Origin of the sequence: Streptomyces uncialis, assembly GCF_036250755.1 — a bacterium.
Taxonomy (GTDB): Bacteria; Actinomycetota; Actinomycetes; order Streptomycetales; family Streptomycetaceae; genus Streptomyces; species Streptomyces uncialis.
On sequence record NZ_CP109583.1, the window covers coordinates 6842904 to 6855273 of the forward strand.

The 12370-nt window shown below is 73.3% G+C and carries 11 protein-coding genes; 3 read left to right on the forward strand and 8 right to left on the reverse strand.

Annotation, left to right across the window (positions count from 1 at the left end; all coding sequences use genetic code 11):
- Positions 1-109: 109 nt before the first annotated feature.
- The gene (locus tag OG711_RS28635) at positions 110-613 is read left to right on the forward strand and encodes a hypothetical protein (protein ID WP_329561344.1); all 504 of its coding nucleotides are present in this window, start codon (positions 110-112) and stop codon (positions 611-613) included.
- 78 nt (positions 614-691) lie between these two features.
- Here the strand turns inward: OG711_RS28635 and OG711_RS28640 are convergent, their stop codons facing one another.
- The 6 genes from OG711_RS28640 to OG711_RS28665 all read right to left on the reverse strand — a co-directional run bounded on the left by OG711_RS28640 (position 692) and on the right by OG711_RS28665 (position 7410).
- Positions 692-2200, reverse strand: coding sequence for a DUF1996 domain-containing protein (locus tag OG711_RS28640; RefSeq protein WP_329561346.1), 1509 nt, complete (start codon positions 2198-2200; stop codon positions 692-694).
- A 192-nt stretch (positions 2201-2392) separates the two neighbouring features.
- Positions 2393-3409: an NAD-dependent epimerase/dehydratase family protein gene (locus OG711_RS28645; protein WP_073791423.1), complete on the reverse strand. Its 1017-nt coding sequence runs from the start codon at positions 3407-3409 to the stop codon at positions 2393-2395.
- A 132-nt stretch (positions 3410-3541) separates the two neighbouring features.
- Positions 3542-4249 (reverse strand): winged helix-turn-helix domain-containing protein, encoded by a 708-nt coding sequence (locus OG711_RS28650; RefSeq protein ID WP_329561348.1) that lies wholly within the window; start codon positions 4247-4249, stop codon positions 3542-3544.
- A gap of 335 nt (positions 4250-4584) precedes the next feature.
- Complete coding sequence (locus OG711_RS28655) at positions 4585-5598, reverse strand: DUF6891 domain-containing protein (RefSeq protein ID WP_245876868.1); 1014 nt, start codon at positions 5596-5598, stop codon at positions 4585-4587.
- A 183-nt stretch (positions 5599-5781) separates the two neighbouring features.
- Positions 5782-6822 carry a glutamine synthetase gene (glnII, locus tag OG711_RS28660; RefSeq protein WP_266514610.1) on the reverse strand — a complete coding sequence of 347 codons (1041 nt, stop codon included), beginning with the start codon at positions 6820-6822 and terminating at the stop codon, positions 5782-5784.
- A gap of 129 nt (positions 6823-6951) precedes the next feature.
- Positions 6952-7410 carry a MarR family winged helix-turn-helix transcriptional regulator gene (locus OG711_RS28665; protein ID WP_099284004.1) on the reverse strand — a complete coding sequence of 153 codons (459 nt, stop codon included), beginning with the start codon at positions 7408-7410 and terminating at the stop codon, positions 6952-6954.
- Positions 7411-8434: 1024 nt separating this feature from the next.
- On the opposite strand from OG711_RS28665, the gene OG711_RS28670 reads away from it, so the two are divergent.
- Positions 8435-8689, forward strand: coding sequence for a hypothetical protein (locus OG711_RS28670; RefSeq protein WP_073791414.1), 255 nt, complete (start codon positions 8435-8437; stop codon positions 8687-8689).
- A 216-nt stretch (positions 8690-8905) separates the two neighbouring features.
- Positions 8906-10258, forward strand: a complete 1353-nt coding sequence (locus tag OG711_RS28675; protein WP_266514605.1) for a DUF2252 domain-containing protein — start codon at positions 8906-8908, stop codon at positions 10256-10258.
- A 72-nt stretch (positions 10259-10330) separates the two neighbouring features.
- Here the strand turns inward: OG711_RS28675 and OG711_RS28680 are convergent, their stop codons facing one another.
- Together OG711_RS28680 and OG711_RS28685 are read right to left on the reverse strand one after the other, a co-directional pair.
- Positions 10331-11668 carry a DUF1254 domain-containing protein gene (locus tag OG711_RS28680; RefSeq protein ID WP_329561354.1) on the reverse strand — a complete coding sequence of 446 codons (1338 nt, stop codon included), beginning with the start codon at positions 11666-11668 and terminating at the stop codon, positions 10331-10333.
- Between the two features lie 135 nt (positions 11669-11803).
- Positions 11804-12250 (reverse strand): DUF7144 family membrane protein, encoded by a 447-nt coding sequence (locus tag OG711_RS28685; RefSeq protein ID WP_073791409.1) that lies wholly within the window; start codon positions 12248-12250, stop codon positions 11804-11806.
- Positions 12251-12370: the final 120 nt, after the last annotated feature.

Consider the following 12370-nt stretch of genomic DNA (forward strand, 5'->3'; position numbering starts at 1 on the left):
ATCGGCGGGAGGTGTGTTGAGCACACGGGCGACGCGGTCCGTATCGGAGGTCGGACCCCCGGCCGGGACCGGCCAGGACCGGCGAGCGGTGGGCGGAGAGGCGGGCACGATGAGGCGGCCGACGCGGGACCCGGGGAACGGACGCGGCGGGGACGGTGGCGGGACGGCCGACCGGCCCCGGTGGCGGGCCCGGTCCGCCGCCGTGAGCGCGGTGGCCCTGCTCGCCGCGCTGACCGGCTGCGGCGACGACGGCCCCGGCATCCCCCGGACGGCCACCGGCACCCTGGAGGAGCTCGCCGCCGAGGTGGGCTGCGCGCCCGAGACCCGCGCCGCGACCGACGAACTGCGCCAGGCCGACTGCCGCACCGGCGACGGCCGGTTCGTCCTCGCGACCTTCACCACCGACCGGGGCCAGCGGGAGTGGCTGAACGGCGCCAAGGACTACGGCGGCACCTATCTGGTGGGCCGCCGCTGGGTCGCCGTCGCGGGGCCGGACATGGTCGGCGCGCTGCGCGCCGAACTGGGCGGCGACGTGGAGCGCTCCGCCCACGGCACGGACCCGCAGCACCCGGACCCCGGTGGCACCGGGGCTCCCGGGCACGGCGGGCATTAGACGGGGGCCGGGGGGAAGCCGGTTCGTGCGGCGGGTGGCCGGGGGGCCATCCGCCGTACGGACGGTTCGGCGGACGGCTCAGGAGCAGCGCCGGCCGCGGTTGACGCAGTCCGTCAGCCGGTTCATCAGCCGGTTGTCGAAGACGTTGATGAAGTCCCCGTGGTCGGTCACCGGCTTGTGGAGCTGCTCGGGGAACGAGTCCACGGCGAAGTTGCGTCGCGGCGGGACGTCGTAGACGACGCGCTGGACGAGCTGCGGGATCGCCTTGAAGCCGGACGGGCAGGCGCCCGAGCGCGGATCGGTGAACGCGACATGCGTCCGGTGGTTCGCGCTGTCCGTGTTGCGGCCGTCCCAGCAGCTCTGGAAGCGGAACGTCCGGACGACCTGGCTGCCCTGCGGGCACAGCGGATACTTGTCCCTGAGCTGGCGGTTCTCGAAGCCCGTGCAGCTCCAGGAGGCGTTGGCGTTCGCCGTGCCGTTGGTGAGGGCCTTGGCGTCGCCCGTGATGATCCGCAGGAAGCGCGGCATCGCGACGACCCGTGAGCGCGGGTTGCCCTCGAAGCGCAGGGTCACCTCGCTCGGCGTCCGGATCCGGCCGACGTTGCGGTCCAGGCCGCCGCCGTCCGCGTCCGCGTCCGCCTCGGCCCGCCCGTTCTGCACCCGCAGCACGGGCCAGAAGTACGACGACCTGTCTCCCTGGTCGCGGCAGCTGGTGCGACCGGCCGCGAGCGTCCGGTCATCGGCGAAGGCGTTGTTGGCCTGGTTGCCGACATAGTCGTGCATATGGTGGGCGCCGTTGCTCACCCCGGGTGCCACGATCACGTTGTCCGGATTGAACAACCGGTTCCGGTTGGTGCCGCAGCTCGTGGAGAACGTGCCCCGGGACGCGCCGCGCCCGGACCGGGGCACCTGGACGTTCGGCCGGACGGACCGGATGTCGGCGAAGTCGGCGGCGACGGGCCCGTTGCCCGCCTGCCCGTTGCCGCCGCCGCTTCCCTCGCCCTGGCCGCCGTTCTGCCCACCGCCGGACCGTCCGCCGCGCTGCCCGCCGTCGCGCTCCCGGTCACCGCCCTCGCGCTCGCCCTCACCGCCCCCGTCGCCGTCCGCGGTGGTCCGGTCGCCCTCGGGGGTGCGGCCCGTGCAGGCGGCCAGTGAGTCGAAGCGCCGGGGCGGGGTGCCGCCGTTGCCACGGATACGGGCCTGGATGCGTTCGAGGGCCGCGGCCCGGTCGTTCCCGAGCGGGGTGAGGATGCTGTCCCGTACGAAGCCCGGATCGCGTGCGGCGTCGTCCCGGGAGTCGGCGAGCCGCCGGTAGGACTCGGTGATCTGGCTGTCGAGGGCGGCGAGTTCACCGTCCACCTCCGCGCGGGCCCCGTCCGGTACCTCCGTGAGTTCGTTGCCCACGTCGGGGCAGTCGATGGTCGCGACCAGTTGCCGGAGCTCGCCCCCGTCCCGGGGGACGGTCCCCGACGCCGAGGCGTAGACATTGGCCACGACCAGTCCGCCCGCCCCCATGACCAGCGCGGCAGCCGCCGCCATGGCCCGCTGGGCCTTCGTCGTCCGGCGTTTGCGTGATGTGTGTCCCATGGAACTCCTCTGCTTCCTTGCCGCGCCGTGGTCGTTCGGCAGGGGTGAAGCGGCTCCGTTCCATACGGGGGTGCCGGTACGGATGTTCAGGCCCGGGGGGTGATTCGTAGGAGTCTCCGGGAGCGTTTCGCCCTCAACCGCCGCACAGGGCACGGCCGAGGGCGAACGCCACGGGTGACGCGTGGTCGCAGGTCAGCCGGTCGGTCCGGCCGTACCCGGCGTACCGGCCAGGACCAGGGCCTCCCGGTCCGGGTCCAGGCCCAGCCGGGGGCGGTCGGGACGCTGCGGGGCCCGGCCGTCCAGGGCGCTGAGCCAGGCCCAGGTGTCCGCCACCGTCTCGGCCACCGGCCGGCAGACCAGCCCCGCGCCGAGGGCGCGGGACACATCGATACGGTGCACCCCTTCGTGCTCCTCCGAGCCGGGCGGGGTCCAGATCGGCAGCTCCGTCCAGGGCGAGATCCCCGCGTCGAGGATCGCCCGCGGATCGGTCCAGCGGAACCGGGCGGCGGAGCCGGTCGCCTCGGCACAGGCGTCCAGCAGCTCGCCCATCGTGGTGTGACCCTGCGGACCCACCGTGTTGTACGGGCCGGTCAACCCGGCGGCGATCGCGTCGAGCGCCCAGGCGGCCAGGTCACGTGCGTCGATGTACTGAAGCCGGAGGTCCCGCGGCCCCGGGGCGAGGACATCGCCGCCCCGGGCGACCCGGCTCAGCCACCAGGGCAGCCGGCCGATGTTCTCGTACGGGCCGAGGATCAGACCGGCGCGCAGCAGCAGGCTCCGGTCCGCGCCGAACCCGTCCCGCAGGGCGAGTTCGGCGCCGCGCTTGTCCTGGGCGTAGTCGGTCGCCGCCGCGTCGGGCGAGCCGTCCACCACGGGATGGGACTCGTCATGGTCCGGGCCCGGCGGCCAGGTGTACACCGACGCGCTGGAGATGTACGTGTAGTGGGCGGCCCGGCCGGTCAGCAGCCGTGCGCTGTCCCGTACGGCGGTCGGTGCGGCGGACCAGGTGTCGACGACGGCGTCCCAGGTGCCGTCCGCCAGTGCGGCCAGTCCGTCGGGAGCGGTCCGGTCGCCGATGAGGGAGGTGACCCCGTCCGGGGCGCGGTGCCGGCCCCGGTGGAGGACGGTCACCTCTTCTCCCCGGCGGACCGCCTCCTCCGCGATGGCCCGTCCCACGAATTCGGTGCCGCCCAGAATCAGTAGTTTCATGGGTCGACTGTGCAAGGACCGGTTCCGGAACGGAATGGCGTTCCGCGCAGGGAGAAACGATTCAGCTGGTGGCGGACGCCCGCGGCCGGGCGAGGGACCCCGAACGCGCGGGCGTATACGGGCGGTTGGGGATCAGCCGGTCGGGGGCGCGTACTTGTAGCCGACCCGGCGGACCGTCTGGATCGCCTGACGGTGCTCCGCGCCGAGCTTGCGCCGCAGCCGGGCGATATGGACGTCCACGGTGCGCCCGTCACCGACATGCCCGTAGCCCCACACCGTGGTGACGAGCTGGTCGCGGGTGTGCACCCGGTGCGGATGCGCCACGAGATGCGCCAGCAGCTCGAACTCCAGGTACGTCAGGTCGAGATCACGGCCCCGCACCCGGGCGGTCCGCCGTACCGCGTCCACCTGGACGAGGGTGTCCCCGTCGAGCGGACCGGAGCGGGCCGGGCCGTCCTCGTCGTCCTCCACGGACGGGACGGGCAGCAGCCGCTGCTGATCGGCGGGCACCAGGACGAGGTACCCGATCATCGGCGGCTGGCCGGGCAGGGTGGGCAGGGCGTGCTGGGGCGCGGGCAGCCAGGTGGCGCCCGGCGGGAGGAAGTCCGTCACATCGACGACCTCGTCCCGGTCCACGGCGCGCAGCCCGCGCCGCGCGGCCGGCCCGGCGGTCCCGGGCCGGGGGGCGGGGCCGCCGAGGGGCTTGCCGTAGGACGCGGGGGCCGTGGCCGCGGCGGACGGGCCGGGGGCGCCGGAGGAGTACGCGGTGGCGGCCGGATAGGGGCCGCCCGGATAGGAGGGGGACGAGGGGTTCGCCGGGAAGGAACGGGTGTTCGCCATGAGGGGTCAGCTCTTTCGCGCGAGATGTCGTCGTGGGAGTTCGAGGACGGTGAGCGCGTGGCTCAGGTCGTCGAGGACGTACGTCGTGCGCGCTGGCCGAAGGCCGGGTGAACGGCTTTAGAGGGCCCGCGCGTTCCGTGCGCGGCGACACACCCGATCGAAGTCGTGGTGCTGTCGGGACGGCCAGAAGGGCTCCAGGGTGTACACGTCGGGTTGTCCCGTCGTCGCGTTCCGGTAGCTGGCCATGCCGCCATTGAACCAGACCCATGGGTCCGGCAGGAGCCTCCTCTCAAGGGTCGGACGCCTCCTTGGCGCGATTTTGTCGCTCCCGACCCTCAACCCACCAGGCGTTTACGCCAATCCAGGGGGCTGACCACCAGGGCGGTCCCCGCCGACCCGTCCCACTGGGTGGACAGCCCGGCGGCCGACAGCGCGGCGACCACCTCATGGCCCACCGCGGCCGCCGTCGCCGCGCTGCCGTCGAACCCGCCGTACAGCAGGAACAGCCCGCCGCCCGCCGCGGCGGCCTCCGTCTGCTGCTCATGGAAGAAGACGAACCCCCGCGCGCCGTCCGCCGCTTCGGCCCCGATCTCGGCCAGTCCGCAGCCGCGGCAGCACGTGAAGTCCTCCCGGGCGGTGATCCCCGCGCCCTCCAGCGCCGCGAACGCGCGGGTCAGCCGCTCCGGATCGGTGGTCCCCGTCCACCGCGCCGATTCCGCGACCCGCTCCAGCCACAGCCCGTCCACCAGGACACGGGCCTGCTCGGGGGAGACCGGGCGGTCGTCCTGCGCCGGACCCGCCCGCTCCGCCTCCTCGGAACCCACCAGCCACTCCTCGGCGGCCTCCGCCAGACCCTCCCGGTCGAGATAGCCGCAGCGCAGGAGCTCGCGTATCCGCTCCTCGACCGGCTCGCGCAGCTCGTCGGGGAGCGGGGGCACCTCCTCGGGCGGGTCCACGTCCACCGGTTTCCAGCGCAGGTCCCGGCCCCAGTCCTCGTCACCGCGCGCCCAGCCGAGGACCGCCTCCGCCACCTGCTCAACGCCCTGCGGGGCGATGACCGTACCGAAGAAACGGGAACGGCTCTCGCGGTGCTCCAGGCGGTACTCCCGGCCGGTGACGTGCCACACCTGGACGAACACATCGGGGAGGTCGGGCACCCGCTGGACGACCAGGAAGTGGTCGTCCTGCCCACCGATCCGCCCGACCAGCTCGCGCAGCTGCCCGGGCGACGGCGCCAGAGTCACCGAACCGTCCTCCGACTCGACCTTGACGGGCAGTCCCGCCGCGCCGCCGTCCTCGAACGTCCCGTCCGGCCGTTGCCTGGCCCCGGTCCAGCTTCCGTTCCCCATCGTCTCCCCCTGCCGCGCCCGGCCGCCCGGACCCTGGATCATCCGCCGCGCACCGTCCGCACGGCCGGGCCGGGGCAGCGCCCGACCCGGGTTCCACCCTCGCACGCGCCACTGACAACGCGGCGGCGCCCGTGGGCCACCCACCGGTCGGGGTGGATGCCCCACGGGCGCCGCCGCCGGGGCTCAGACCTGGCCGGCCTTCTCCAGCGCGGCACAGCAGGTGTCCACCATCAGCCGTGTCACCACGTACGGGTCGACGTTGGCGTTCGGGCGGCGGTCCTCGATGTAGCCCTCGCCGTCCTTCTCGACCTGCCACGGGATACGGACCGAGGCGCCGCGGTCCGAGACCCCGTAGGAGTACTCGTTCCAGGGGGCCGTCTCGTGCAGTCCGGTCAGCCGGTCGTCGATGCCCGCGCCGTAGTTCTTGACATGGTCCATCGGCTTGGAACCCTCGCCCAGCGACTCGCAGGCCGTGATGATCGCGTCGTACGCGCCCGCGCCCCCGCGCATGGCACGGGTGGAGAAGTTGGTGTGCGCGCCCGCGCCGTTCCAGTCGCCCTTCACCGGCTTCGGGTCCAGGGTCGCCGACACGTCGTGGTCCTCGGCCGTGCGGTACAGCAGCCAGCGGGCCACCCACAGCTGGTCGGACACCTCCAGCGGGGCCAGCGGGCCGACCTGGAACTCCCACTGACCGGGCATGACCTCGGCGTTGATGCCGGAGATGCCGAGGCCCGCCGTCAGGCAGTTCTCCAGATGCGCCTCGACGACGGGACGGCCGTGGATCTCGTCGGCGCCGACGCCGCAGTAGTAGCCGCCCTGCGGCGCGGGGAACCCGCCGACGGGGAAGCCGAGCGGACGCTCACCGGCGAAGAACGTGTACTCCTGCTCGATGCCGAAGACCGGCTCCTGACCGGCGAAACGCTCCTCGACCTCGGCGAGCAGCGCGCGCGTGTTGGACGAGTGCGGGGTCATGTCCGTGTTCAGCACCTCGCACAGCACCAGGATGTCGTCCCCGCCGCGGATCGGGTCCGGGCAGACGAAGACCGGCCGCAGGACCCGGTCCGACGCGTGCCCCTCGGCCTGGTTGGTGCTGGACCCGTCGAACCCCCACAGCGGCAGCTCCGCGAGACCCGCGGCGGCGCCGGGCAGGATCTTCGTCTTCGAGCGGAGCTTCGCGGTCGGCTCGGTACCGTCGATCCAGATGTACTCAGCCTTGAACGTCACGGGACACATCCTTAGGGGCGTCTGCGCACCGGCGGTGCGGTGGTGCTGCTACGACAGTGTCAAGGCGCGGTTTCCCGGTGATTGCCCGTCGATGAACCCCGTGTTACCCGTCGCTCACCCGCGCGGGGGTCAGGTGCGCTGCCGCACGGCCGCGCGGACGTCCTCCAGGAACTCGCGGAGCGCGGCGAGCTGATGCTCGTCGTACCCCTTCAGCAGTATCGCGGACCGCTCGGCCAGCGGCTCGTGGACGGATCTGCCGAACGGCACGGAGGTCTCCTCCAGGACGACCAGGACCCGGCGGCGGTCGTGCGCGTCGGGGACCCGGCGGACATGTCCGAGCCGCTCCAGCCGGTCGACCAGCGCGGTCGTCCCGGCCGAGTTCAGCCCGAGCCGGGCGCCGAGCCGTCCGGCGGTCAGCGGGACGCCCGTGTCGCGGGCGTCGAGCAGACACGACAGGGCTCGGATGTCGGTGGGGTGCGTGCCGTGGCGCGCGGCGAACCGTGCGGCCAGCGCGCCGAGTCCGTCCGCCACCTCGCGCAGCAGCCGGACGATCTCCTGTCCGGTGTCGTCGTGCCCGTCTCGCTCCATACCGTCCTCCGTCGTCCGGTCGTGTCGCACGGCGGGCCCGCCCCTCCCGCCTCCCGGTCCGCCGGGCCGGTGTGGTGACAGGTACGCACCAAACTCCCCCCCGACTCAACGCCCCGCCTTCGCTTGCGCTTCCGAGGTCCCCTGTGCTGGGCGCACCTGTCCCTGTGCGGGGCGTTCGTGGGTGCGCAGTTCCCCGCAGGTCGCCTTCGCTCGCGCTTCTGAGGTTTGCCCGGGTGGGCGCACTTGTTCCTGTGCCGTCGCTCGTCGGGTGCGCAGTTCCCCGCGCCCCTGGATGCTGCCCCGGTCGGTTGTTCGTCGGGTGCGGGTCGCCCTCGTTTTTTGCGCAGTTCCCCGCGCCCCTTGGGTCGCGCCTCTTGCGGTTCCCGTTCGGGTGCGGATGGTCCTTGGTTGCTCGCGCAGTTCCCCGCGCCCCTGGATGCTGCCCCCTTGCGGTCGCTCTTCGGGTGCGGGTCGCTCCTCGTTTTCGCGCAGTTCCCCGCGCCCCCTTGGGGGCGCCAACCCCGGCCGGGGTTCAAACCCCCCTCCTCGCGCAGTCGCCCGGCCTCCGAAGGGGGTGGGCGGGAATCTCTGCCCGCAGACTCCGATGCTCTTCAGTCGGGTAGGGGGGATGTCCGACCGAGCGCGTTGGAGCGAGGACGGAGAATCCCGACCGGCCCCGCCCCGAAGAATCAGCAGATGGCGCCCCGATAGGGGCGCGGGGAACTGCGCAAAACCACCGAGCGACGGCACAGGAAACAGGTGCGCCCACCCGGACAGACCTCAGAAGCGCAAGCGAAGGCGACCCGCGGGGAACTGCGCACCCCACGAGCGACGGCACAGGAACGGAGTGCGTCCCGCCGGACGGACCTCAGAAGCGCAAGCGAAGGCGATCTGTTCGATTTACTCAAAAGCCCCTGGCCAGGGGCTTTTGTCGGTGGGGGGCGGTAGAATGGGGGCAGTGTTCGAGGGTTCGCGAGGAGCCCCCGGCCACGACAGGAGGAAGCCCGTGCCCGCTGCCGCACTCATGGACCAGACCCTGCCGATCGCCCCGCCGAAGAAGCAGCCGCTGCCCGCCGGACGCCCGCGCGAGTGGTACGTCACGCACAACCGCCGGCTCAAGGCCATGCGCCTGGCCATCACGCTGCTCGACGCCGGCGTCTACCTGCCGAACCAGGCGCACAACCGCACCATCCGCTCCGCCGCCCAGCGCGTGGGCATCCACCCCCCGTCGGACATCACCTGCCATATGGTCCGGGCCTTCATGCGCTACAACCGCTGAGAGGCGGAGCAGCCCACGGCCGCCCGGGGTCCGCTCCAGGAACCCCGGGCGCCACCGGAAGCGTTCACCCGTTCGACGCAACCGGCGGTGCGCCGCGTCGGCCGGTCCCGTTCACTGGGGGGAACCACGCGGCGCACCCCGGAGGCTGCCCATGCCGAGGAACCTCTCGACCGCACCGGAGTCCGCCGGAGCCCGGGGCGCGGGGTGAACACGCCCGTGGGAAGGCCCGCGGACCGTACCCCCGCGGCCCGTGCCGAGCAGGGCCGCCGCGCCCGCAAGCTCGTACCGCGCAGTGCCCACGGCGCGTGGATACCCGCCGCAGGCCGCCCCGACCCGGTCGCCGTACTGGAGCGCCAGGACGCCGACCGGGTACGGCAGTTGCTGCCGATCCGGTACGGCAGGATGGCGCTGTCGCCGTTCGCGTTCCTGCGGGGCGGCGCCGCGGTCATGGCGGCCGATCTCGCCGCCCTGGACGGCAGCGGGCTCACCGTCCAGCTCTGCGGCGACGCCCATCTGCTGAACTTCGGGCTCTTCGCCTCGCCCGAACGCGCCCTCCTCTTCGACCTCAACGACTTCGACGAGACCTTCCCGGGCCCCTTCGAGTGGGACGTCAAACGGCTCGCCGCCAGCGCCACCGTCGCCGCCCGGGAGAACGGCCTGGGCCGTGGCCAGGCCCGTGCCGCCGCCCGGGAGAGCGTCAAGCGCTACCGGCTGACGATGCGCCGTCTCGCCGAGCGCGGCGAACTGGACGTCTGGTACACCCGGCTCGACACCGACGCGCTGCTGGAGCTGATCCGTCCCGGCGGCCGGGCCCAGGCGCGGGCCACCTTCGCGCGGGCCCGCCGCCGCACCAGCCTCCAGGCGCTCGGCAAGCTCACCGAGGTCATCGACGGCCGGCGCCGCATCCGGGACGATCCGCCGCTGGTGGAGCGGCTGGGCGCCCCCGACATGACCGAACTGCGCAAGATGTTCAACGACTACCGCTCGACGCTCTCCGAGGAACGAAGGCTGCTGCTGGACCGGTTCCGCTTCGTGGACGCCGCCCGCAAGGTTGTCGGCGTCGGCAGCGTCGGCACCCGCTGCTTCATCGTGCTGCTCGCCGGCCGGGACGGCGACGACCCGCTGTTCCTCCAGATCAAGGAGGCGGGCCCGTCCGTCCTGGAGGAGCATCTGCCGTCCGGGCCGTTCGATCACCCGGGGCACCGCGTGGTCGCCGGACAGCGGCTGCTCCAGGCGTCCGGCGACATCTTCCTCGGCTGGATGACCGGCCCCCAGGGCCGCGCCTTCTACTGGCGCCAGCTGCGCGACATGAAGGCGACGGCCGACCTCGCCGCGCTGGGCCCCGACCGGCTCGTCCGCTACGCGGGTCTGTGCGGCACGGCCCTGGCCCGCGCCCACGCCCGCTCCGGCGACCGTATCGCCCTCGCCGGATATCTGGGCCGCGGCGACACCTTCGACCGCTCGGTCGCCGACTTCGCCGTGCGCTACGCCGAGCAGAACGCCAAGGACCACACGGCCCTGACGGCGGCGATCGCCGCGGGAGTCGTCAGCGCCGAACCGGGCGTGTGACGCTCCCCGGTCCCGGGCCCCGAAGACCGCGGCCGGACGTGTCCCCTCCGCCCGCCCTCGCGTCCCGCCCGCTCACCCCGTACGGACCCGTTCGATCCGCGGGAGCGTGTACGAGCCGTCGAGGACCGGTTCCCGCGGCAGGTACAGCCGGATCATGGGGCGGAACGCGCCCTCGGGGGCGGGGAGCCAGTTGGCCTCGTCCGGCGGGGGGTCGTGCTGGATGCGGATCGTGAGCGAGCCGTCGGTGCCGCGCACCAGCCCCGGGGTGCGGTCGCCGATCGAGTAGCGGTCCACGGGGTTGGCCACCAGGTGGTACTCGGGGACGTCGTACATGGTCACCGACCAGAACGCGGCCACCGGCGGCGGGGAGTCGAACGTCAGGGTGTACCGGCGGTCGCCGGTGAGCGGTTCACCGTCCGCGTCGCGGAACGTGTACGCGTACACCGCCTCGTACCCGTGGTTGCCCCAGAGCCCGGCACGCGCCGCGACCGCCCGCCGGAGGTACGAAGCGGTACGGTCGGAGGCCTTCCAGCGTGCCTCGTCCAGGGTGCCCACACCGAAGTGGTCGAGGTTGTGGTCGAACAGATGCGGGTCCGACACCCAGGCACCCGGCTCCCCGCCGTCCGCCGCGGGGGCCGTGCTCGCCTCCTCGACCCGCCGCGCGCCCTCCGTCAGCCCCGCCTCCAGCGCCTCCGCGAGCTCCGGACGGGCGGACGCGTACGGCGACGGGCCCTCCTCCAGCAGCCCCAGCGGCTGGAACCGCTCCTGGTACGCCTGGTCCGGCGCGGCGGGCGGGAAGTCGGCCGACCACACCCGCATCCGCTCGAAGAACCGCAGCGCCCCGGGCACCGCCGGATCGGGGGTGGGCAGCCCGGTGGGATGCGGCTCGCCCAGCGGGGTCAGCGTCAGTTCCTGCTGGAGGGCGCGGACCCGGGGCAGATCCGCGGGGCCCGCGCACGCGTTGCGGCCGACGATCGTCACCACCGGGGTCGGCGCGTCGATCACCCCGCGCACCCCGGCCGGTTCGGTGCCGGACCAGCCCGGCGGGACGATCGCCCACGAGCCCTCGCCGGTACCGGTCGCCCGGCTGCCCAGATACGCGAAGTTGGCGCTCCACGCGTCCACGAACTGGAGGACGTGGTACGCGCCGCCGGTGTCCGGGGTGTGCAGCAGCAGCGGGCCGCCGGACAGGTCCAGCTGGGCGATCGAGTACACGGTGTCGTTGTTGACGGAGACGAACCGTGTGTCGGGAGCGGCGAGCCGGGTGGCGTGAGCGAACCGGTTGAACGGGGTCGGCGGCAGCACGCCCATTCCCACCCGGACGAAGCGGTCCATCATCGACAGACCGCTGACCAGCGGGAACCCATAGACGTACGCGTCGGCCGCCAGGGACTCCAACTCGTCGGACATGGCCGCTCCCTCCAGCTCACGGCACCGGGGCCCGTGCCGCCGGCCGCCGTGGGCGGTCCGCCCGGCGTACCGGGCGGACCCGCCGCGGAGCGTGCCGGACACCGCCCGGCCGCCCCGCGGACAACGGGGTGGACGCTAGAGCACCCGCTCCTCGCGGCCCGCCCCGCTGCACAGCGCCCAGATCACGAAGATGCCGATGGCGATGGAGATGAGCGCCCACAGCGGCAGGTACGGCAGCCACATGAAGTTGAGGACGACGCTCAGCGCGGCCAGTCCGACACCCGTGGCACGCGCCCAGTCGGCGCCCTTCAGGATGCCGTAGCCGACGATCGCGACGAGCACGCCCAGCACGATGTGGATCCAGCCCCAGCTGGTCAGGCTGAACCCGAAGACGTAGTCGCCGACCCGCGCGTACACATCGTCCTTGGCGAGCGCCGCGATGCCGTTGAGGACCGACAGCACACCGGAGACGATCATCAGTACCCCGGCGAAGACGGTTCCGCCGGTGATCCAGCTGTCGCGGCGGTGGTCGGGCCGGTCCGTCCGCGGGGTGCCCGCGGGCGGGGGTGTCGTGCTGCTCATGGGGTTCTCCCGTCGGAACGCGGTCCCTCGGTGCTGAGCGGCGGGCCTCGGACCGCCAAGGAACCGGTGCCCCGAGCGTGTGCCGTACGGAGCGCCACGGCGAACCGAGTACGGCCGAAC